The organism is Bacillus canaveralius (genome assembly GCF_002860125.1).
GTDB classification, from domain to species: Bacteria; Bacillota; Bacilli; order Bacillales; family Cytobacillaceae; genus Bacillus_BJ; species Bacillus_BJ canaveralius.
The window spans coordinates 103324-126627 of sequence record NZ_PGVA01000003.1 but is presented as its reverse complement, the minus strand read 5'-3'; the positions used below and the strand labels follow the sequence as shown (position 1 = coordinate 126627).

Sequence of the window (23304 nt, the reverse complement as noted above, 5' to 3'; positions counted from 1 at the left end):
TATGGTTTTGTACATAAAATGAATGAAGATGCATTCACTTTTGTATTTATCATAATATTTCAAATACTATATACAAATCCAGGGAATTTTTTGTCGAAAGTGAAATTTACACATAAAGTATTAGCGGGATATCCCGTTAGTTGTAGTACCTAAAGTACTAAACTCATTAGTGTAGGTTATAACTTGTAATTCTAGTGGAATGATGTGAAATTGCTCTAAATTATTCTTTTGGAAATGGAGGAGAGAAAACGATTCTTTTTGGTTTATCCAGTGCTAGATTTAATGCGAGGCGAGGACTTAAATAAAAAAGGCATCCTTTAAAAGGATACCTTCTCTATCATTACTTTAAATCGTCGATTGAATCTATTTCCATGTATTCTGGAACGGTTAACCCCAGCCTGGTTCCTTCCAGATTCGCTCCGAGATCAACCAAAGCATCTTCATAACGTGTAAAATAATCAGCGTGGGTGGTTGGCAACCATGCTGCAACCATTGCGTCAGCACTTCCATCGGCAATTCCGGCAAACATTGGGCCTGCTTCAACCTGTTTCATGTTGACGTTATATCCCTGCTGTTCTAAAACTTCACTGATAACATTGGTACTTGCAATTTCTGATTCCCAGGCAACATAAACAATAACGATTTCTTGGCCATTGCCTTGCTGAGCGCCTTCTATCCATGTTTGGACTACTTCGCTATGGGAATTAATCCAGTTTTGAGCTGCTGTTTCAGGATCAGCACCTTCTTGAATCTCCACCATAACTTCTTCCATATCACTAGGTTCCCAATAAAACTGGTCAAGTATTTGGTAAGCCCCAGGTGCCTCTTCTTCGAGTCCTTTTCTTACAACCGTATGGATCGATTCACCTTCACCGTAGGAGCCTTTCGGATCGTCCAGATACTTCAAATCATACTTCTGATACATCCAGTGCGGCGTCCAACCTGTGATGATAATCGGTTCTTCCTTTTCATACGCTTTCTTTAACTCAGCCGTCATTGCTGCAGACGAACCTTCCCGAAGCGTCCAATCTTCTAAATCATAATCTTCCATGGCTTTTTCCGTAGCTTTCATTAATCCGGATCCGGGATCAATGCCGGTGATTTGATAATCGACCTGAGCGCCGACATGGTCATTAGCGGCTTGTTCATCACGATTTCCTTCTAAAAATCCAAAGTAAGCAAACATGATTATAAAAGCAGCACCGATGATTCCGAATACGATCTTCGGGTTTATGATGTGGGAATAGGCGGGTTTTCTAAGGTTTTGTGAGATGCGGTCCAAAATAATCGCGATAATAACGATCGATAATCCGGCTTCGAAACCCTGACCCACTTTAATCTGAGTCACTGCCCGATATACTTCTGCACCGAGCCCTGGTGCGCCAACTAGAGAAGCGATTACAACCATTGAAAGGGAGAGCATAATACTCTGGTTTACACCGGCAAGAATTGTTGGTGCAGCCAATGGAAGCTGGACTTTCAACAGTCTTTGGCTAGTTGTTGAACCAAATGCTTCCGTGGCTTCAATCAAGTCCCGAGGAACTTCACGAATGCCTAAATTCGTCAATCGGATCGTGGGAGCAACTGCAAAGATAACCGAAGCGATAATACCTGGCACAACGCCAATTCCAAAAAACAAAATGGATGGAATCAAATAGACGAAGGCTGGCATTGTCTGCATAAAATCCAATATTGGTGTTACGATCTGTTTTGCTGTATCACTTTGTGATACCCAAATCCCAATTGGTATCCCAATCAAAATCGTTATGAGTCCCGATGAAAGAACAAGTGCTAGAGTATCAACTGTAGCGTCCCAATAACCGAGATTCTGAATGAGCAGCAGACTGATCAAAGTAAAAACTCCAAGTGTCCATCTGCTTGTGTATAATGCCAATAAAGTCAGAATTAGTATTAAGACAATTGAGGGACCGGCGTTCAGCACATTAACGAATATAGCCAGTGTCCCTTCAATGAGAGCTGTTAAAAAGTCAAACAACCCGCCGAAGGTAGCTGTTATCCAATCAACAAGCCGATCAATCCATGATCCCAAAGGAATTCGTGGTATATTCATTTAATCACTTCCTATATCATTTAAGAAATCTCTATTACCGGCAAGCGCACCAATGACACTGCCACGAATGATGATTCCCTTTAATTTGTTTTCGTTGTCTACAACCGCAAGTGGTGAACTTGAGGTTGCGATCTCATCCAATATTGTAGAGATAATAACATTTTCATCTACTGAAGGGATATCCTTAGTCATGACATCCTGAATGGTTAGGCTTTCTTTAATGGCCTGTGTAGCTTGTTCAGCTGTAATAGCCCCCAACAATTTTTTCTTTCTATCAACGACGAAAATACTTGAGTAGCCTTGCTCCTTCATAATTTGCAGAGCAACCCGGGGGCCTCTGTCGACTGAAATTCTTTCCGCTCTTTTCATTACATGTGAAGCAGTCAGAACATTCGATAAATCAACATCTTCTACAAATCGTTCTACATATTCATTGGCCGGATTCATCATAATCTCTTCCGGAGTACCCAGTTGAATAATACTTCCGTCTTTCATTAAGGCAATTCGATCACCGATTCTTAACGCTTCGTCTAAATCATGAGTAATAAATATAATCGTTTTATTCAGATTCTCCTGCAGTTCTAAAAGCTCGTCCTGCATATCACGGCGAATTAACGGGTCAAGGGCACTGAAGGCTTCGTCCATGAGCAGGATCTCCGGATCATTGGCAAGAGCCCTTGCTAATCCAACGCGCTGTTGCATTCCGCCGCTAAGCTGTGCGGGATACTGATGCTCATAGCCTTTTAATCCGACAACTTCCAGAGATTTTAATGCTTTTTCCGCTCGTTCTGCCGCTGGTACTTTTTGAATTTCCAGCCCGTATTCGGCATTTTCGAGAATCGTCTTGTGAGGAAAAAGAGCAAAATTTTGAAAGACCATACTGATCTTCTCTCGTCTTGTCTCCCTTAACCGCTCGGCGTTCATTTTCAGAATGTCCTCGCCGTCAATCAGAATTTCACCGGAAGTCGGCGTGATCAGCCGGTTAAACATCCTGATTAATGTGGACTTCCCACTACCAGACAATCCCATAATCACAAAAATTTCACCGGGATAAATCTCAAAGTTAGCCTTGTTTACCCCGACAGTTTGACCGGTCTTTTGTAAAATTTCCTTTTTAGAAAGCCCCTTCTTTAAAAGGTCGATCGCAGCCTTTGGGGATTTCCCAAAAATCTTCGAAACATCCCTTACTTCTACGTTAGGTTTCATTCATATCCTCCGTTTCTAGTTACCCGGTATGCATATATCGATTAAAAATTAACCTGGGTTATTTATTAAATGATTGGTTATAGTGGAATTTTTTATTCCTAAGAGAAGGCTTTCTTCTATATCTAAATATGTTTAATTAGCAGCCTTGTTCAACTGTGAACAACTAAGCACATGGATTCATTGCGGGGAACTAGCAGACAAATCTGTAAGCTTGGGATTAAAAGCCAACAAGACAACCTTAACACTAATGAAATATACGCTTCAACCAATAAGGCTTATTGCTAATCATCGAAATTTTCGAATAAATACGATATGGCGGCTTGAGAAATATTGCTAGTTATTATAGCTTCATCCCGGGTATCAAAATAGCGTCCTTTAATGAAGCACGACTACCAATACATCTACATGCGTTTAAAGGGGGAGTTTCTTCATGCTTAGTATGTTTGAGGTCCTGAAATTTCTCGTTTCGTTTTTCTTAATTCTCCCGGTTGTAACGTTTATCCATTTGAGTGGCCATATTTTTTTTGTGTCTATTTTTGGAGGGACTGAAAAGAAACTCGTCATCGGCTGCGGAAAACACTTGTTTTCGTTTTGGAGAATTGAAGTAAGGAAATATTATTTCTGGAATGGAGCATGTGAATTTAAATCGTTAAGATATGATAATCGTCTAACGAATATGATTATATATCTTGGCGGCTCAATTTTTAATTTTACAAGTATAGTAATCGTTAATTGGCTCATTTATTCTGGTCGTTTAGAGGATTCGGTTTTGTGGAACCAATTTATATACTTTTCGTTTTATGTTCTGTTTTTTTCCTTGTTTCCGATGTATTTTTCTGATGGTTCTCCGAGTGACGGAAAGGCCGCCGTGCTTTCTTTGAAAAACGAGCACGATGATAAAATCACAGATGATATCCAAATAAGAAAAGACGACTGACCGGCGTGACTCGAAAGCGAATAGTAATAATCTGCTTGCTGAAATCTATAATAATATAGTCATAATTTATAGAAAAGTGTTATGTTAACGAAATATTTATGCTGCATTAACATTAGTTTAATAGATTTATGTTAACTTTAAATTGTAACGAGAATACACAATATTCTATTTTAGATAGGGTGTGTTGATAAAATGGTTACTAAAGTTAGCATAAATTTTTTATTGATAATGGTACATTTTTACTTGGTTTGAGTATAGACAGAAGCCGCACAATTCGGGGTTGCGGCAACTCTTTTTATGATGAGATAAAAAAAGACATCTATTTGATAAAAATAGGTGTCTTTTCTATGGGACAAATTTAATCAGTATATCTTCCATGGTCAGGGATGGCGATTTTATCGAAATCTCTTGCAAGTGTTGCGAGGTTTTCAGCCAGCCATTCACCTGAGACGGGAAGCCCATGTCCTGTAACAGCTAATTTCGGATTTAATGCTTCGAGCTGTTTTACCGACTTCCAGGCAGCCTGCCAGTCGGTGGTTAAATACCGGGGCGGTCCATGCATTTCAAGATCCTGGGTTAGTACGTCATACAGGTCTTCTTGTTTAACGGTTACAAAAGCATCACCAGCAATTAAAGCCCTGTCAGCATCCCGGAATAATGAAATATGCCCTTCTGAATGCCCGGGTGTGTGGATCCAGCGCCAGTCGGGCATTTCCGGGATAGACCCATCGGGGGGAAGGGCATGGACATGGGAACCTAAATCAATCGCTTCGTTTGGGAAAAATGGAGAAATTTTTGCGATTAACCCGCCTTCAACAGTCCCGTCAGGTTTTGGGTAATTCTTTTTCCCGGTTAAGTATGGAAGCTCTAACTCGTGGGCATAGACCGGAACATTCCATTTTTCAACCAAATCCACAATGGCGCCGATATGATCAAAGTGAGCATGTGTGAGAATAATGGCTTTTGGACGGGCGCCTGCGCCAAACCGATCTTCTGCTTTTGAAATGATCATGTTTGCAGATCTTGGCATGCCGGCATCAATAAGAACCCAATCATTACTTTCACCCGGAGTACCAACGAAACACACATTTACAATTTGGACTGTATAATTGAAAATATCAGCAGCTATCTCTTTGCCGACTCCATGAGTAATTGAACTCATCGGGATAAATTTATCGGTGGAAGAACTGCGCTGCATATCCATAGACGATCGCCTCCTTGTTTATTCTTTACCTGTATAGTCTTTGCTCTAAACCCAGATGTATGCTAACGGTAGGATCGGCATTAGGGGACATGTAAGAGGCAATAATTAAAAAATGCAGGGCAAATGCCCTGCATCTTAGATCATTTTCTTTTTTTGTCCGCGTAGATCGCCATGGCATCACGAAGAAATTCCGCTAAGCCCTCACCAAATCCATCGATGTTTTTCGTAAAGCGCTTATCATCAACGTACAACTGTCCAAGTCCCTTGAAAGCATCGAGTGAATAATGGCCCATCTTGTTTAAAAAATCGTACCAGTCATTAATAGCTGCTTGCGATTCCTCTGATGCAGGTGACTCGTGTCGAAGGGCTGCAAGCTTCGTATAGATTGCAGACATTTCTTCAGACATTGCTTCTTGCTCAGCTTTAGACATGTTCCCTAGTTTGGTGTTTGCATTATCAACAGCGTCATCTCCCCAGCGTTGACGTGCTTCCTGTTCGTATGGATTATGACTAAAATCAAATCCTTCAAATTTTTCTTTGCTTGTCATTTGGATTTCTCCTTTCGAGTGTTGAATGGTTTTATCAACAGTCGCAATCATTTTATTAAGCCGATGCCGTTTCTCAAGCAACATTTTGCGATGTAACTCCAGCGCTTCTTGTTGGTCAAATGAAGGACTCTTGATAATGTCTTTAATTTTCTTTAAAGGGAAACCAAGTTCCTTAAAAAATAAGATTTGTTGCAGCATTTGGAGATTATTATCTGAGTAAAGGCGGTAACCCGACTCAGTTGTCTCATCTGGGGTTAGCAACCCAATTTCATCATAATGATGCAGTGTGCGCACACTGATGCCAACCAAATCCGCAACTTCTTTTACCCGCATTGCCATCACATTGATCTCCCTTCAATTAAGACTATAAAGCATCACGTAACGTGAGAGTCAATTATCATTTTTAATTATTCTTTTCTCATTTATCAATTTGAAAATTTTTATGATCTTAGTTAGTTCTATAAAACAGTAATCTGTTAGAATTGATGGAGCTCTGTGGAAATAAAAAGGAGCCTTAAAGTTAGGTCCTTTGTTCAAGACATACATTAACAGTACTTGAAATATGATCTGATCGATACATATAATGGTTTCGCTTAAATAAAGCTGGTTTTCGCTTAATTCTTGATTTTTTCGCTTAAATCAAGGCAATTTTCGCTTAAATCCGTTCGTTTTCCGCTTAATTATTCTGAGTCGATACTCAAATAAGTAATATTTTGGAAATAAACAGCCGAAATTGTAAATATTTGTAATGACAATTCCGATTATCGATCGAATTTGCTCTAATTTCTCCAAAAAGGACTTTTTAGAGCTTATTTTTCACCTTCTCGGATTATTATCATCATCTATCTTTATCAACGGGTTATGAATCTTGTTGGTTCCATAAACTAGAAATTTCCTGTTATCAACCGTGAAATTTCATCCATCCTATAGAAAGGGGGTGAAAACCATGCCAAAAAGAATTGAACGGAAATATACAAATCAAAGAGGTGATTTCACCGGTCCCGAAGATCCGGAGAAGCGGAATTACCCGGAGCGGCCACAACATGTACCCATTGAGGAACATCCATCTCCTGACACTGGAGGAAACGAACATTAATGCAAGAAGCCCGGTTCACGCCGGGTTTTTAAATAGCATCAAAAATTATAATTTTCCCTTTCTGGCCGTCGAAGAATTCATAATATAAAAACTGACAATTAACACAAGGATGGAAAAAGAGTACAAAAGCGTATTAACGGGATTTTCATGATAGACAATAATTAAGCGTATCATCGCGGTAATTCCAATATAAAGAAAATACCGAATTGGAAAATGGTAATCTTCTTTGAAATATTTAACAACCATGGCAATGAATTCGAAGTATAAAAAAAAGTTCAGGATGCGTTCGAGAAGTTCATAATGAATCTCAAGCTCTGGATTAAAAATAGAAACTTGAATGAAAAAGATAATTTCCTTTCCAAGCAAAGCGCATAAACTAATGGCGAGTAAAATTAATGCTATATTTAAGGCAAATTGAAGCAGGGTAATTCTGAGGTCCTGCCAATTGTTTTTATTTTGTTGACTCACCGTTTACCCTCCAAGATCGTATGTGTTTTTAAAAAGAACGGATAAACCCTATCTCGCACTAGTATCAGTATTAACTGATTTAATTCATTTTCATTCACTGGGTTATATTCGTGAGATAAAGGTTTTATTTTGTGTTGATTGAATAATCAAAGAAAAGGATCATTGGATAATATCCAACGGTCCTTTTCTTGTTATTTGTTATCGTCTTAGTCATCATTGTTCCCATTTTGGTCATTGTTATTATCATCGTCGTCATCTCTATGACCGTAATCATCATCTCTGTCATCGTCATCGTCTCTATCATCTTCTCCATTCCCTGCAACGGAAGGTAAGCCTGATAAATAACCAACATTTCCTGGATTTTGCGAACCGACCATCAGATACGCAAAACCATTCAAGTTATCAATCGCTTGTATACCTGTAACTTCTCCTTCATCAGGAGCGGAGACGATACGGGAAAGCTTCTTTGTATCAACATTAAAAGCCCATCCGTAGTTGTTATGATGCATACCGCCATCTTCGGCGATAAACAGTGTTCTCATCTTTTCAGAGTAGACAATATTGTCAGGATTTGAAATTTTGTCAGGATTTGCTGAGTTTCCTGCTGCATCTTTAACTGGAAGATCTTCTCCCAATACTAGTCCGTTGATCTTATTCGCTACATATTTGCTGTTAATTTTATTGCCATCGCGATCCTTTTGGCCTCTGGATAACGGCATTTCATAAACTCCGCCGGCATTGATTTTAGAAACATGAATATCATCGACAGGATCTTTCGGGTTGGCTGTCATTCCGCCGGCGATTGTTGACATAGTCATGTACATCTTGTTATCGGCCTTGTTAAGTTCTACTGTTTCCATTTTGTTAAATTCCGAAGTTGCTCCTAACAGCGCACCATAACGGCGAGATTCCAAGAACGCAGCAGCTTTTTCCATGCCGGGTTTTAGTTTTAGCCATTCATCTCGTCCGCCGGCTTTCACTCTTGTAAATCCATTTGCTTTGGCATTAGCTACGTCTGTAGTAGTCTCAAAGATATCGCTGAACTTAACTTTTTGAGCTAATTTTTTGATTTCAGCATCGGTAGCATGGCCCAATTTGATCCATTGTAAATCAGCAGAACCGCCGTTTTGTTCACCTGTTTGAATCCATTTTGCAGCATACAGCGTGCCTGCAGATAAGTTTCTTTCCTTGTCTGCCACATACATAAACGACATTGTATATGAGCCGTCATCGCCATAGTAAACCGTTCGGTTATCCGGTGCTACTTTTACATTTTCGAACGAAAGGCGTCCCATACTATAATGTTTAACGGCTTTCGCTGTTCCGTTTGCATTAACCTTTACCTCCGGAAGATGACCGTAAAGATATGGATTGCCAATAATAGTATTGTCTTGATAGTAGTTCCGTGCAAATTGAGTAACCGAAGACTTTTCAGGATTTGCTTCATGGGCTCTTGCATCCGGTTCATATTCTTCGCTGCCCAAATGGGTGTTCCATGGAGTCAATGAACCTGCACAAGGCGTCCAAATACCGCCGTCAGCTGAAAAATCAATCGGGTTCATATCAGTTACGGTCAGTTCCCCAGTTTTTCTATTTTGTTCAACCGTATTTAAAACCATTGATTTTGGCATGTTTCCAATATTGTTTGATGGCATACCTTCATAGTGGTTGACCATGTATAACTTTCCATTCACTTTAAGGAGGGTATTGCTGTCAGGTGAAGTAGATACATATGGTTTTCCCTCGGGGTTCGTAATCATCTTTCCGTTTGCATCATAGGCTGCACCTGCAGTTTTGCCGTTGATGACATCACCGGGTTGGAACAACGATTGATATTTGAGCGGAAGCGTTTTTTGAGCACCATTTTTATATGTAACGACAACAGATGCGTCACTGTACATCATTGAACGCTCTTGATCAGTATCAGGAGCGTCCATTCCAACAAACTCCACCTTCTGTACGGCAACAGGTTTGTGAGGGTGAGCAAATACATTCGAGGCTGATGGAAATAAAACAGCTAAACTTAATAATGGAGCAACTATTTTTCTTTTTTTCATCTTTTCTACCTCCGTTTTTTGGATGATACGATGAACCTCGCTTTTATAATAGAAAAAGAATATTAAGTAGGTATGTTGAAAATGTTAAAGATTGATTATTTAGATATTTTAAAAATCATTTTTGTTTTACATTATAAAATAAGTGGAATAATAGTGGAAAAAGTAGAGAGGAGCGCCATCATGATAAAATGCTGGATCAAACCGCTTTTGCCCATGTTTGCAGTTCTGTTATTGTTTGGGTGCGGTGCCGGGGAGAATTCGAGCGATGAAAACAGCAATAAAGCTGAAACAACTGAACAGGAGATAGTATCAGCTGAACTAAAAGAACCTCAAGCCAAAGCGGAGGTCAAAGATGTGAATAAGAAAATCGTTGGCACGGTTAGTTTTTCTGAACATGACGAACATATACTGATTAAGGCGAGTATGACAGGGTTAAAGCCAGGTCATCATGGTTTCCATATTCACGAAAAAGGCGTTTGTGAACCTGATGCAGCAGAAGGTCCCTTCACAACAGCGGGAGGACACTTTAATCCAAATAACGAAATGCATTCCGGCCATGCTGGGGATATGCCTTCCCTTTATGTAAACGAAGACGGTACTGCCAACTATTCTGCAGTATTTGACCGTTTAACGATGGAACAAATAACGGAGCAGGAACTAGCTGTCATGATCCATGAAAAACCAGATAACTTTGGCAACATTCCTGATCGCTATCAAGCTGCTGGGCAAGGCGGCCCTGATGAAGAAACCAGGAAAACAGGTGACGCAGGCAAACGACAAGCTTGCGGAGTGATTGTCAGCAGTGGGGGAGAAGAGGAGTAGCTGCCTTCATTTTATTTTGTGGACGTGCATTACTTGTATTGAGCCGTCGGAAATCACTAGTACCGCAAATGATTTTACTTCTGTCATTGTTTCAACAGCATATCGGTGCAAAGCAAAATCCAAACTGATACCAGAAAAGTTCCGCTATTGGGGACTTTTTTGGTTTAAGTTTCGTCAGTTCGGGTATAGAAAAACAATGATCTTGCACGCCAAAAACAAAATGTGTATGAAAATGATAGCGTGTTCAATGTATTAGATTAATATAAGTTAATAATAGCGATGGAGAAAATGGAGACTCACGCAAAATTCCTGATTCAATTAGGTGTTTTTGCGTGTCTCTTTTTCTATAAGTAAGCTAAAGCTTTAAAAAAATTCTATTTTAGGAGAAAGTGAGGAATTCAAGTGAAAAAGTGTTTCGTTTCTGTTTTTTCATTTTTGGTAGCGATTATATTTATTATTTCGAGCAATGGCACGGTGAAGGGAGCGGCAAGCCTACCACCAGGTGGCTTCCTGGCTCAGCAAGGACCGCCGCCACCGGGGGCAAATGACCCGACGTGCCGACCTGATGCTGCCCATCCTGAACCAATCATCCTTGTACCGGGAACATTTGAGACAATGGAACGAAATTGGGCCAATCTTTCACCATTGTTAGCTGCAAAAGGCTACTGTGTTTACTCATTGAATTACGGCTTAAGCAATGCTGGCCCCGCATCGGGTCCAATTGAGGATTCGGCAGCAGAGCTCGCTGCCTTTATCGATAACGTGTTGAAGCATACCGGTGCGAAGAAAGTGTCGATTGTCGGGCACAGCCAAGGCGGGATGATGCCGCGCTATTATATTAAATATCTAGGCGGCTCCAAAAAAGTCGATGACCTTATCGGGCTGGTTCCATCCAATCATGGAACAATAGGCGTTGCCGGGCTTTCAGGCTTAACGTCGTTAGGTTCGGGACTCGGTTCATGTGCTGCCTGCGACCAGCAGCGAACAGGCTCCGACTTTCTGAGAAAACTGAATGCAGGTGATGAAACCCCTGGCAGTGTGTCTTATACGGTAGTCGCAACCAGTAACGATGAGGTCGTTGTCCCGTATACTTCGTCCTTTCTCGGCGGACCATCGCAACAAGTGAAAAATATTACCTTGCAAGACTACTATCCACTGGATCAAATTGAGCACCAGGGCATCTCCTATGACCCAAATGCCTTCACGTTTGTCTATGATGCACTTGCACATGAAGGACCGGCTGAACCGGACAGGGCGGTTACCCAGTAAGAAAATTTAGTAAACAAGATAAGCTGATACCATTCCAATGGTGAATTAGCTTATCTTTTTTTATTTCTATTAACCACACATTCGTCAAATACAATTACCAATACCAAAACGCAAGACAACCGCCCGTAAGGTTGTCTTTTTTTGTTGTTTCAAAGGCTAAAAGTACCAAAAAATAATTTTTTTAGATATTTTATGATAAAAAAAGAGTAATTTTGACATGTATACATATTAAGGGAATATTGTTAATATTTAAAATACTTCTAGATGAATGTTACATAAATGGAAAAACAATAAAAATGAGGGGTGATAAAGCCTATCGAAAGTTATGAATTTGAAAGTCAGCGCTTAGTACCTTGTGAAACTCTTGTCGGTGAAAAAAGTCCATGTGAACACAGACGTTCAACAGCTAGATATCTCCCTGTTATCCTATTTCATCAGCCTTTTAACTGTTAGAGATTTGGATTGATCTGAAAAATAATAGTAGATAGGAGATTGATAGAAATGACTAAAAACCATGCAAGATTCTTTCAAGTATTTTGGTTTACTCTTTTCCTTGGCTTAGGTTTATCCTTGCTGGCAGCGCCAGAGGCCGAGGCGTATTCCTGGAATCGTACTCTTCAAGAGGGTTCGAGTGGTGAAGACGTTAAAGAGCTGCAAATCCGCGTTGCCGGCTGGGCGGCTGATTCCGCTTCGCAAACCTATGTTGCTGTAGATGGTCAGTTTGGTCCCGGCACAACGGCAGCTGTTAAAAGATTTCAACGCGCTTACGGGTTAACGGCAGATGGTATTGTCGGAGCCGGCACCCAGGCGAAGCTAAATGCTCTTGAAAGTTCAACAGGCACTAAGAATTTTAACTATACTGAGTTTTATTCGAAGGACGGAAGTGGATTTAACGGTGGAAAAGTATCGGCTGCAACGGTAAAGGAAAATGTTCGCCGTTTGATGTACAAGCTCGAAGCACTTCGCGTGAAGGCAGGGAATAAGCCTGTCACGATTAATTCGGGCTTCCGCAGTATTTCACATAATAGCAATGTGGGAGGAGCTTCAAATAGCCAGCATATGTATGGCATTGCTGCGGACGTCGCTATTTCTGGTGTATCGAGTACAACCGTAAAAAATACCGCTAAAACATGTGGATTCAGCGGAATATACAATGAGAGCAGCTTTGCTCATTTGGACAGCCGGGTTGAATATCCGTACGGTGCCCAATCTTGGTGGTGGCAATAAGATAGTGGCAGATTAACTGAGCAGGTAAAAAATAGGAGAGGGTGTCCCCGAAAGTTGCTTCGTTGGACACTCTCTTTAAATCCAGTGATTTATATTTGAAAACGCTTGATCATGCCTTGTAAATCCTCAGCTAATGACGTTAACGAATTAGCTGCATTCAGGATTTCTTCTGAAGAAGCCAATTGTTCTTCCGTTGATGCTGCAACCAGTTCTGTTCTCTCAGTGGTCTCCTTTGTTAAGGCAGACATGTCCTCAACAGAATTGGTTACCAGTTCGAATCCGGAATTCAGCTGTTGAGAAGTTGCAGCAATCTCCTGAATTTGTGATGAAACTGATTCGATGGAATTCAGGATTTCATTAAATTGAGTTGCAGTTTCTTTTGTAATCATCATTCCGGACGACACATCTTCTTTTACGTTTTGAATGGAATTGACCGATTCTTCTGTTTCTCTTTGAATGCTTACGACGATTTCTTTTATTTGATTTGCTGACTCGCCTGATTGTTCAGCCAGCTTTCTTACTTCTTCAGCGACGACGGCAAAACCTTTGCCATGTTCTCCGGCCCGGGCTGCTTCGATCGCAGCGTTTAGAGCCAACAGATTGGTTTGTGCTGCAATATCATTAATGAGAGCAGTGAAATCGCTGATTTTTGAAGCGGAATCAGCCAATGATGTGATTCCATAAACGGTATTTTCAACCGATGACTGAATGGACTGCATCTGTTCGACAATCTGATTAACAGCACTTGCACCGTTTTCTGCCTTTTCTTTAACAGTATTTGTCGTTCCTGCTACATCGGTACTGTATGTAGTGATATTGGTTAATCCCTGGAGGGACTCCCTTAACGAAATAGTGCTTTCCTCAGTCATGGTGCTCTGCATAACAGTGCTTGCGGCAATTTCCTGCATTGAGTGTGACACTTGCTCTGAAGTGACTTTCGATTGTTCTGCACTTGCCGAAAACTGTTCGGATGAAGCAGCGACCTGTTCCGACGACGTTTTAATGCTGACAATAATTTGCCGGATGGTTTGAATAAAATCGTTAAATGACGAGGAAAGCTCACCTAATTCATCGCGGTTTTTTACGAGTATCTGTTTTGTAAGGTCTGCTTCACCGGTAGCAATCTCTTTCATTTGCGTATTCAATCGATGTAAAGGTCTTAAAATTGAGGCGATGACGACCAGCCCAAAAATGATTCCAAGCGCAGACACCGCAATGGTTAAAATGATTAAGATCAACATGAAACGATTAATGTCGGCTTCCAGCTTCTTGTTATCTCCGTCTATCTCAGCAGTGAGATCTTCCAAATACTCATCAATTTTAGGATCAAGTATTTCTTTTCGGATTGTACGTTCTTCCCCAAAATGCAGGTCCAGTGCCTCATCCGTGTTGGTCTTATATTGATCTACTACACGTTGGCTCACTGCCCAATATTCGTTAAAGCCTTTTTCAACATCGGTAATTCTTGCGTGTTCCTCAGAGCCATTTACCATTCCTTTAACCGTTTCAATGGACTTCAGTACATCTTGCGCCTTTTCTTCCATTTGTTCAGGAAATTTTGCATCACCTTGAATTAAAAAAGCTCTTTCATCATTTGATAATCCTGCTAGCCGGTATTGAATATGTTTTAAATGGTTCTCAATCACGAAAGCATTGGTTAATTCAGTGTTTTTCTCATGAGTTGATTTAAGCTGAATAATCGAATATGTACCTAATAAAAGCAATGAAACAATTAAAACTCCTAATAACATAAACAACTTTTTACGAATGCTCATTGTTGACCTTCTCTCATCGAATAAATATGTATATGCAAACTATATCGGCATAATTTTGAAAATTTCCAGTTATGGTTAATTGTTAACAGAATAAAATTTTTTCCTGCCTTCACCAGAACGGCTTAACGGTGGGAAAAGGGCATACTCAGAAAGAGATGTTCAATTTATAAAATTTTTGAAAAGCTTGAAAGATACTGGAATGGCATTAGAGGATATCCAGGAATTTGTTAAGGACGGTTGTATTTGGGAAAGGGTTCAATCAAAATCCTGTTCGTTTAGCTGAGGTTTCTATCGGTGCTTGGGGAGCGGTTACTTTTATGGCCCTTTTCACCACTGTTTTAGGCTATTTATGGTGGAACGAGGGAATGAAGTTAATTGGTGCAGGTAGAACTTCTTTATTTTTTAATCTTGTTCCGATAGTCACCATGATGATTTCATTCATAATTGGAGCAGAGGTTACCGTGTTCCAAATCATCGGAGTTATACTGGTGATTTTGGGCGTATTGACTGCCTCAGGTGTCAAAAATTTGATAACTGGAGCCAGAAAAAGAAGCCAGCGGGAAATGCCTATTTGAGTATCGGAACAAGCAAAGTGTGAAATGGCTTATTGCTATTTCACACTTTGTTGCTGATACAGCATGAGAATGTTAAAGCAGAATCTAATCTGGTAAAATCTGTTTCTAAGATTGAATATGATCAGGCAACATACCAGATACAGATGCCTGATTATTTAAACAAACGTTTGATTAACAAAGAACAGTTTTGTCTTCGCTTAGCTTGAACAAGTCGGCTATTAAAGTAGAGGAGGAAGTCTGACAGTTTAGGAGCTACAGTTCAATCAATAGATATTGCTTTGTTAAGTCTGTTGAATGCCTTCCATCCACTTTTTTTAGCTTAAGAAATATCTTTTAATATATCGAATAGTTTTAGCTCGTTAACCTCCTCTACAATTTCCCTGGTCGTTTTTTTACTAAATTTTTGTAAAAGTCTTCCGATTTGCTTTTTGATTGTTTCGATTTCTACGGCGCGTGCTTCAGCTATTTCCTTCCGTTTTAACCCGCTGCAAAGTAGTTTTAATACCTCCAGCTCGGATGGTGTTAGGTTAGCGATGATTTTAAAAAAATGGGTTAAATGATCTTCTGATTTTTTGATCCGTGCGAACTCCTGCCTGATTTTTTCAGCAATAATTGGGCGAATGGGTGATTGGTTGCTGGAGGCGGAATAAATGGCTTCCAGTATTTCTTCCTTCGGTGCTGTTTTTATTACATAATCGACGATACCAGTTTGAAAGGCGGCAAAGACAATGTTATTATCTTGATGAACAGTCAGCATAATGACTTTTGTTTCGGGCAATATTTTATGGATTTCTGCTGCCGCATTGATCCCTGCCATTTGGCTTTCCATTTCAATATCCATCAATATAATGTCCGGTTTCTTGACCGCGGCATAGGCAACCGCTTCATATCCGCTTTTAGCAGAAGCTACTAACGAAAGATTTCCAGCAGCGCGTATCATCCTATCAAGGCGCCTCCTGTTAGCTTCCATATCATCCGCAATTAAAATCTTAATGTTTTCCATTAGAACCCTCTCCCATAAAAGAATGAATAAGGGGGTACATTTTTATACCCTCTTTACCAGCGGCAATAATATGTCAAATTGAGTTAATTTCCCTTTTTCGCTTGAAACTTCAATTTTCCCTTCATGAGCCGTGATAACCTTATGGCAAAATGACAGCCCAATGCCCCAATTGGAAATGGTCGGTTTTGTAGAAAAAAAAGGTGTGAAGATTTCATTGATGTTTTCAGCATCAATTCCTGGACCGTTGTCCATGATTGTTATCGTTCCCCATAGTTCTACTTCATTAATTTTGATCCAAATCTGTCCATTGCTATCTAAAGCTTCTACTGCATTTTTTAGGATATTGTAAATTGCTTCATGGATTTGTTCTTCATCAATATAAACCAGAATGCTGGAATTAGGTCTTTCATAATGGATGGCTGCATTTGTCAAATGGAATCGTTCAATTGCTCTCTCGATGGGAATGTTTAATGGGACAACTTTCATGTTTAGCGTAATCTGCTTGAGCTTATCATTTGCATCATTAATGTTTTGAAAGGACTTTTCACAAGAATCCATGATTAGCTTTAGGCTGTATAACGCTTCTTCATCATCAGCAAGTCGTTCCTGTAAGTATTCCGTTTCTGAACGAATGGCGAGTAAGTGGTTCTTGATCGAATGTGTAAACGCTCTAACTCCCAAAGAAGCAGTGTCAATTGTTTTCTTTGTAATAAAATTGATACTTGAATAGTGGGCTTCATTCGATTTGTATTTAAAAAGATTATAGATCATAAATGCGATAGCAAAGAGAGCAATAATGGGAAAAAAGCGATACTCCACTAAAAACAAATTGATTGGCGGCTGCAAATAGTTTATATAACTATTACTGAATGTTGTTCTGACAAAGTTGTTTGGTGCCCAGTTAAAAATAAAGAGGTGCACAAATGTCAAAGGCACCAGGCTGATTAAATTATAGAGCGTATAGTCACGGATATATCTAAGCCTGTAATAACGGGAATAATGGTATGCGAATAAAGCTAGGCTTATTAAAATATAAACGAAATTTACCACCTGGAACACAATATCTCCTGCACGGCTGTACAGCTGGTATTGATGCAATAATTCCCCTCTAAACGCATAGTCCTGTACCATGAGATTCACGCTTGGGTCATAAAAAAGGTATTGGACGGTGGCGATCCCGACAATGGCCGCGAAAAAAAAGCCCCATTTTTTATTAAACTTAAGGCTGCACACAAACGAAACAGAATAACTTAACAAAGAAAAATAAAAGAGGATGATCCCAAAATTAAACAGGCGGATCAATGTATTCGCATCAAAGTTTATTAGTACAAGATTATTCCAGTTGCCCGGACTGAAATCTATAAATTGATTGACAACATTATAGTAGTAATTGAATTTTGACAGGTAGAGTGTAAAAGAAACATAGGCTAATATCCAGCTAATTGTTAACGTACTTAAGAAGAAGATGGACCAGCTGTTTAAATTTTTATAGATAAAAAGTACTAAAAGAACAATACAAAGCAAGTATAGAAAAATCACGGAAGTCACTCCCAGTGTGGAAAAAGGGGAATAAAATTTTCTACTTATGACAAAAAATGAAAACCCTTACACTTAGTATATAACAAAATATTTAAAAAATTAAGGGGGAAATTGGCGTGAAAAAAGTAGTGAGTTTATTCGCTGTTTTGATTGTATTCATCGGCCTGATTGCAGGGTGCTCTAATGGCGGCACAAAAGAAGGGAGTGCCGAAGCAGAAAAGCAGGGTGGTTCAAATGAAAAAGTCGATTTAAAAATGGCTGTATTCCCGGCGGATCAAGAAGTATTTGAAAGTGCATACGAAAATTTCAAAAAGGATCATCCGAATATTGAAATCACATTTGAAACCTTCCCGCAAGAGCAATATTATGAAAAGCTCCGTATGCAGCTTTCAAGTGGCGAAGGCTATGATTTATTTACTGGGCAAATGGATAATATGATCGACACGGGATTGCTGGCACCACTAGATGATTACATTCAAGAAAGTAAAATGGATGTATCTGGATACGGAACGATGTATGAAGCCTATAAAGTAGATGGTAAGGTCATGACTCTGCCATATCGTAAATCTAACTGGATGCTCTACTATAATAAAACCCTGTTTGATGAAAAAGGTATAGACTATCCAAGTGACGATATGACATGGAATGAATTCCGCGAATTGGCGAAAGAGATGTCCAGTGGAAGCGGGAATAATAAAATATATGGCGCCTATTTACAACAGTGGCCGCAAACATGGTATATGAGTGCTGTTCAAGGTGGCGCTTCCATCATTGATAAAGACTTAACACCGTTTAAGGATGCATTGCAGTTAAGGGTTGACCTTGAAGAAGACGGCTCGATTATGAAATGGTCTGAACAAGTATCTACTGGTGCTCATTATAATACGGCATTCCAAAAAGGAAATATTGCTATGAACATAATTGGGGACTGGCATGTTGCTCAGCTGCGTCAGGCGGAAAAAGAAGGAACATTAAAATTTGACTGGAATGTTGCTCCAATTCCGCGTCCAGAGGGTGTTGCAAAAAATACATCACTTGCATTGCCTGTATCGATCATGATGAATAAAAACACGGAACATCCAAAAGAAGCTTTTGAATTCCTCAAATACATGACAGGCAAAGATGGTGCGAAGCTGCTTGCTTCAGAAGGCTATTTGACAGGATATATGGATGAAGATATTGAAAAGGCGTATCTCGGTGATGGATCGCAAAAACCGAAAAATCTTCATTACTTCTTAGAGACAAAAGATTATCCTGAATATCCAATGATCCCAGGCGTCAATAATATTGTGGTAGGTCAGATATTTAAACAAGAGGGAGAGCTTGTCTTAATCGGCCAGAAATCTGTTGATGATGCGATTAAAGAGATAACAAAACGTGTCCAAAGTGAATGGGCAAGCAAGTACGGCGATCAACAAAAATAAAGGAATGACGCACTGCTGCTGGAGTGAAAGAAAGCGGCAGTGCACCGTTTTACATGGAAAGGGCTGAAGACGATGAACAAAAACAGAAGACCAAAATCGACTGTGATAAGACGAAACCGCTTGATCGCCTATGCATTTCTATTTCCAAATATCATCGGTTTTCTTGCATTTATCTTTATACCCGTTATTGCTTCCTTTTTGATGAGTTTTACCTCATGGAATGGCTTCGGACAAATAGAATTTATCGGACTAGAAAACTACAAGACTTTATTATATGATCCTAATTTTCGAATTTCATTTGTTAATACCATTCTTTTCACATTGATTTCAGTTCCAGTTACATTATTTCTATCGATTCTCGTAGCAGTTGCTTTAAATCGGGGAATCCGCTTTCTTAAACTTTTTAGAACCGCAGTGTTTTTACCTTATGTTACCGCGACCATTGCGGTTGCAGCAGTATGGCAATTAATCTTCAATCCTACAATGGGACCTATCAATGGTCTCATGATAAGGTTTGGAGTTGAGAATCTGCCTGGATGGCTTTCATCTCCGGACTGGGCGTTAATTTCCGTTTCTATTGTGTATATATGGCATTCAATTGGTTATTATATGATTCTCTATTTGGCGGGACTGCAAAATATACCAGACGATTTGTATGAGGCTGCTGATTTAGATGGGGCTGGACCAATCGCGAAATTTTTCAATGTCACATTACCCATGCTGTCATCTGTCATCTTCTTTACGATGATTATCGGTGTAATTAATTCATTTAAAGTGTTTGATTTAATTTATACCTTGACTGGAGGCGGGCCTGGAAGGTCCACACATGTTCTTGTTTATGATATTTACAATACAGCCTTTAAGCAATTTGAATACGGATACGCTTCTGCGATGGCGTATGTGCTGTTCCTGATCATTCTTATCTTCACTTTTTTCCAATTTAAAGGTCAAAAAAAGTGGGTTAACTATTAATTTCGCCAATTTGCCATGTTTAAACATGAAGTAAGGAGCTGAAATTTTCATGGAGATTGTCACAGAACCCTCAGTTTATACAGATACATCTAAACCGCGGAAAATAGCCGTGAAAAAACTGATCACCTATATTGCCTTGACATTGGTTTCATTAATAATGATTCTTCCGTTTGTCTGGATGCTTTCGGCTTCATTGAAAGCAGAATCAGAAATTTTCGGATTTCCGATTAAATGGATTCCTGAAACATTTCATTGGAGCAACTACAAAGAAGTTTGGACACGGGTGCCGTTTCATATTTATTACTTAAATACATTGAAGATTTCTGTTATCACTACCTTTTTGCTTGTGATTAATAGCTCACTGGCAGGCTATGCTTTTGCAAAAATTAAATTTCCTGAAAACAATATTTTATTTTTCATCTATATCGCTACGATGATGATTCCCTATCAGGTTATGATGATTCCACAATTTATGCTGATGAGTGAGATTGGACTCGTTAATTCCCATTGGGCACTGATATTACTCGGCTCATTCAATCCATTCGGTGTTTTCTTGTTCCGCCAATTTTTCTTATCGATACCTGATGAATTATTGGAAGCTGCAAGAATTGATGGCCTATCCGAGTTTGGCATCTATCGCAAGATTATAATGCCATTGTCTAAACCTGTTATTGCTACATTAGTGATTTTTACCTTTATGCACGCTTGGAACGATTTTCTTGGTCCATTGATTTACTTAACGTCTGATCACTTATATACATTGCAGTTAGGGATCCAGCATTTTGTCACTGAATACAATACTGAATATTCATTGCTAATGGCTGCGGCCGTTTCCGCCATTGTACCAACCATCCTTGTTTACTTCTTAGCTCAAGACCATTTTATCAAGGGAGTTGCTAACACTGGTATAAAAGGTTAAAGGTGCAAAACGTTTTGTGGATCAATGGTATCGCTAGGCAGCAGGTTCTGAAAATGAGGATTGTTTACCACTTTTCCAGTTTCATCCTGAAAAGATAGAAGACCTTTTCACATTCGATTGCAGAAGGACTGGAACGGCAGATGGTCCTGGCTTAAAGACTTGAAAGAACCTTTTCTACTATATATTTTGAGGTGATCCTGAAATGACTGTATTTGTTGATGAAGTTCGAGAAGAAAAAATCCGGGATAAAGAACGGTTTGAGAAAACATCTGCTGTTAACCGGGCTTTTGTGGAAAAGGCAATTCAACATGTATTAGCTAAAATTGATCAAAGCTTAGATGTTTTTACAGATATGTTTCCCGATTCAAATAGTGAAAATCTTGTCTATAAACCGATTCAAAACGTGGAATGGACAACAAGCTTTTGGACGGGGATGCTGTGGCTTGCCTATGAATACACAAGGAATGAAAAATACCGGAAAGTGGCCGAAAAGCAAGTGGAGAGCTTCAAAGAGCGCCTTGATAATCGGATTGAAGTAGATCATCATGATCTAGGGTTTTTGTACACTTTGTCCTGTGTAAGCGCATATAAGTTAACGGGAAATGAAGAGGCGAAAGAAACTGCAATTAAAGCCGCAGATTTATTAATTACCAGATACCTCGATAAAGCAGGCATTATCCAGGCATGGGGAGACTTGAATGATCCAAAGGAACGGGGAAGGATGATCATTGATTGCAACATGAACCTGCCTTTGCTTTACTGGGCATCAGAAGTGACCGGAAAATCTGTCTATCGTGAAATTGGTCAAACGCATGTCAAGCAGGCGGCCAAATATATAGTCAGGCAGGATGCTTCAACATTCCATACTTACTACATGGATCCAAACACAGGCAAACCATTGTATGGAAACACAAGGCAGGGGTATTCTGATAATTCCTGTTGGGCACGCGGGCAATCATGGGGTATTTATGGATTTCCTCTAAGCTACCAATATATTCATGATTGGAGTTTAATCGAATTAGCGAAAAAGCTTACAAACTATTATTTAAATAGACTGCCGGAAGATCAAATTTGCTACTGGGACTTAATTTTTACAGAAGGTGATGAAGAACGTGACAGTTCTGCGGCAGCCATTACCGTATGCGGACTGCTGGAGATGGCGAAGCATTTGCCTTTAACCGACCCAGAAAGGAGAACGTATGAAAATGCAGCGCTTATAATGATTCAATCATTATATGAAAACTATACAACCGAAATTGATAGTGAAGCTAATGGTATTCTAAAGCACGCTGTCTATTATAAAGGCGGCGGCCGCGGAGTAGATGAGAGCTGTATTTGGGGAGATTATTATTATTTTGAAGCTTTAATCAGGCTCGTTAAGGACTGGAAAATGTATTGGTAAGGGAAGATAAAGGCGACTTGGGAAACGCCCACCTTTTAATGAATTTTCATAAACTCAGTGAGGGAAAGGGGAAAAGATAGGGATGATGGATGGGAAGATTTATAAAACTATGGAGTTTATTATGAATGCGTTCTTGTTGAATACCCTCTGGCTGCTGACATGCCTTCCAATCCTGACCATTTTTCCTGCTACAGCGGCCATGTTCGGTGTTGTACGGGAGTGGAAAAATCGAAAGGATATTCAAATTTTTTCGGCTTTTTTCTGTCTATTTAAAGAGAATTTTAAACAAAGCTTTTTGATTGGAACTTTGTGGATGGCTTTTGCCGGTTTGCTTTTGGGGGATTTTATTATAACCAATCAGCTAAATTCCGATGTCAAATACATCTTATTTTCATTCTTTTTTCTCTTAGGAATTTTGTACTTGATTGTATCTATCTATATCTTCCCTGTGAGCGTTCATTATCAAGCATCTTTGGCTAAGGTTATTAAAAATGCATTGCTATTATCAATCAGCCGCTTGCATTATACCTTCTTGTCCATCCTGATCATTGCAGGGGCCGTTGTATTATGTCTCTATTTCCCTGCAGCCATGTTAATGAGTTTCAGCATAGGTGCTTATCTAATCTACTCCTTAGTCAGCAGGGTATTTCCCAATGAAAATGAGGACTGCAATGTATTTTCAAGTAAAGAGGTTTTTTAGTTTGCTAACACTGATCACGGCAAAATTGTTCGCTAGTATTTAAATTTTAACTTAAGCCTTTTAAGGTCAATACCATCAAAAAGGAGAGAT

At 39.5% G+C, this 23304-nt stretch carries 20 protein-coding genes and 1 pseudogene; 12 read left to right on the top strand and 9 right to left on the bottom strand.

The genetic code is table 11. The features are described 5' to 3' along the window. Positions 1 to 340 precede the first annotated feature (340 nt). Both CU635_RS24040 and CU635_RS02010 read right to left on the bottom strand, forming a co-directional pair. Positions 341 to 2071 carry a glycine betaine ABC transporter substrate-binding protein gene (locus CU635_RS24040; RefSeq protein WP_101575487.1) on the bottom strand — a complete coding sequence of 577 codons (1731 nt, stop codon included), beginning with the start codon at positions 2069 to 2071 and terminating at the stop codon, positions 341 to 343. Next, complete coding sequence (locus CU635_RS02010) at positions 2072 to 3277, bottom strand: quaternary amine ABC transporter ATP-binding protein (protein ID WP_101575486.1); 1206 nt, start codon at positions 3275 to 3277, stop codon at positions 2072 to 2074. A 430-nt stretch (positions 3278 to 3707) separates the two neighbouring features. On the opposite strand from CU635_RS02010, the gene CU635_RS02005 reads away from it, so the two are divergent. After that, positions 3708 to 4214, top strand: coding sequence for a hypothetical protein (locus CU635_RS02005; RefSeq protein ID WP_101575485.1), 507 nt, complete (start codon positions 3708 to 3710; stop codon positions 4212 to 4214). A 358-nt stretch (positions 4215 to 4572) separates the two neighbouring features. Here CU635_RS02005 and CU635_RS02000 read toward each other — a convergent pair whose 3' ends face one another. Continuing rightward, positions 4573 to 5418, bottom strand: a complete 846-nt coding sequence (locus tag CU635_RS02000) for an MBL fold metallo-hydrolase (protein ID WP_101575484.1) — start codon at positions 5416 to 5418, stop codon at positions 4573 to 4575. A gap of 140 nt (positions 5419 to 5558) precedes the next feature. Then, entirely contained in the window at positions 5559 to 6305 is a 747-nt protein-coding gene (locus CU635_RS01995) for a MerR family transcriptional regulator (RefSeq protein ID WP_101575483.1), read from the bottom strand. A 607-nt stretch (positions 6306 to 6912) separates the two neighbouring features. Between CU635_RS01995 and CU635_RS23170 the strand changes: the two genes are divergently transcribed. Next, entirely contained in the window at positions 6913 to 7062 is a 150-nt protein-coding gene (locus CU635_RS23170) for a hypothetical protein (protein ID WP_180955735.1), read from the top strand. Between the two features lie 45 nt (positions 7063 to 7107). On the opposite strand, the gene psiE is transcribed toward CU635_RS23170, so the two are convergent. Then, entirely contained in the window at positions 7108 to 7530 is a 423-nt protein-coding gene (gene psiE / locus CU635_RS01990) for a phosphate-starvation-inducible protein PsiE (RefSeq protein WP_101575482.1), read from the bottom strand. 206 nt (positions 7531 to 7736) lie between these two features. After that, positions 7737 to 9587: a PhoX family protein gene (locus tag CU635_RS01985; RefSeq protein ID WP_101575481.1), complete on the bottom strand. Its 1851-nt coding sequence runs from the start codon at positions 9585 to 9587 to the stop codon at positions 7737 to 7739. Between the two features lie 180 nt (positions 9588 to 9767). Between CU635_RS01985 and CU635_RS01980 the strand changes: the two genes are divergently transcribed. The 3 genes from CU635_RS01980 (at position 9768) to CU635_RS24035 (ending at position 12905) form a co-directional block, all read left to right on the top strand. Next, positions 9768 to 10409 carry a superoxide dismutase family protein gene (locus CU635_RS01980; protein ID WP_180956503.1) on the top strand — a complete coding sequence of 214 codons (642 nt, stop codon included), beginning with the start codon at positions 9768 to 9770 and terminating at the stop codon, positions 10407 to 10409. Between the two features lie 402 nt (positions 10410 to 10811). Further along, positions 10812 to 11678 (top strand): esterase/lipase family protein, encoded by an 867-nt coding sequence (locus CU635_RS01975; protein ID WP_101575479.1) that lies wholly within the window; start codon positions 10812 to 10814, stop codon positions 11676 to 11678. Between the two features lie 501 nt (positions 11679 to 12179). Then, positions 12180 to 12905: a D-Ala-D-Ala carboxypeptidase family metallohydrolase gene (locus CU635_RS24035; RefSeq protein ID WP_101575478.1), complete on the top strand. Its 726-nt coding sequence runs from the start codon at positions 12180 to 12182 to the stop codon at positions 12903 to 12905. 89 nt (positions 12906 to 12994) lie between these two features. Here CU635_RS24035 and CU635_RS01965 read toward each other — a convergent pair whose 3' ends face one another. Further along, a complete protein-coding gene (locus CU635_RS01965; protein WP_101575477.1) occupies positions 12995 to 14680 on the bottom strand; it encodes a methyl-accepting chemotaxis protein in 1686 nt (561 codons plus the stop codon). A gap of 103 nt (positions 14681 to 14783) precedes the next feature. On the opposite strand from CU635_RS01965, the gene CU635_RS01960 reads away from it, so the two are divergent. Together CU635_RS01960 and CU635_RS01955 are read left to right on the top strand one after the other, a co-directional pair. Beyond that, complete coding sequence (locus tag CU635_RS01960) at positions 14784 to 14963, top strand: MerR family transcriptional regulator (protein ID WP_101575476.1); 180 nt, start codon at positions 14784 to 14786, stop codon at positions 14961 to 14963. Then, positions 14935 to 15255 (top strand): annotated as a pseudogene (locus CU635_RS01955) (EamA family transporter); the annotation flags it as partial. The gene CU635_RS01960 and the pseudogene CU635_RS01955, both read left to right, overlap by 29 nt. Before the next feature lie 319 nt (positions 15256 to 15574). On the opposite strand, the gene CU635_RS01950 reads toward CU635_RS01955, so the two are convergent. Together CU635_RS01950 and CU635_RS01945 are read right to left on the bottom strand one after the other, a co-directional pair. Beyond that, positions 15575 to 16258, bottom strand: coding sequence for a response regulator transcription factor (locus tag CU635_RS01950; protein WP_101575474.1), 684 nt, complete (start codon positions 16256 to 16258; stop codon positions 15575 to 15577). Between the two features lie 42 nt (positions 16259 to 16300). After that, on the bottom strand, positions 16301 to 17797 hold the full coding sequence (locus CU635_RS01945) for an ATP-binding protein (RefSeq protein ID WP_101575473.1): 1497 nt from the start codon (positions 17795 to 17797) through the stop codon (positions 16301 to 16303). 116 nt (positions 17798 to 17913) lie between these two features. Here CU635_RS01945 and CU635_RS01940 point away from each other — a divergent pair, with 116 nt between their 5' ends. The 5 genes from CU635_RS01940 (at position 17914) to CU635_RS01920 (ending at position 23214) form a co-directional block, all read left to right on the top strand. After that, entirely contained in the window at positions 17914 to 19221 is a 1308-nt protein-coding gene (locus CU635_RS01940) for an ABC transporter substrate-binding protein (protein ID WP_101575472.1), read from the top strand. 72 nt (positions 19222 to 19293) lie between these two features. Beyond that, positions 19294 to 20193, top strand: a complete 900-nt coding sequence (locus CU635_RS01935; protein WP_101575471.1) for a carbohydrate ABC transporter permease — start codon at positions 19294 to 19296, stop codon at positions 20191 to 20193. 49 nt (positions 20194 to 20242) lie between these two features. Beyond that, positions 20243 to 21112 (top strand): carbohydrate ABC transporter permease, encoded by an 870-nt coding sequence (locus CU635_RS01930; RefSeq protein ID WP_101575470.1) that lies wholly within the window; start codon positions 20243 to 20245, stop codon positions 21110 to 21112. 202 nt (positions 21113 to 21314) lie between these two features. Beyond that, positions 21315 to 22514 carry a glycoside hydrolase family 88 protein gene (locus tag CU635_RS01925; protein WP_101575469.1) on the top strand — a complete coding sequence of 400 codons (1200 nt, stop codon included), beginning with the start codon at positions 21315 to 21317 and terminating at the stop codon, positions 22512 to 22514. Positions 22515 to 22599: 85 nt separating this feature from the next. Further along, on the top strand, positions 22600 to 23214 hold the full coding sequence (locus CU635_RS01920) for a YesL family protein (RefSeq protein WP_180956502.1): 615 nt from the start codon (positions 22600 to 22602) through the stop codon (positions 23212 to 23214). Positions 23215 to 23304 lie beyond the last annotated feature (90 nt).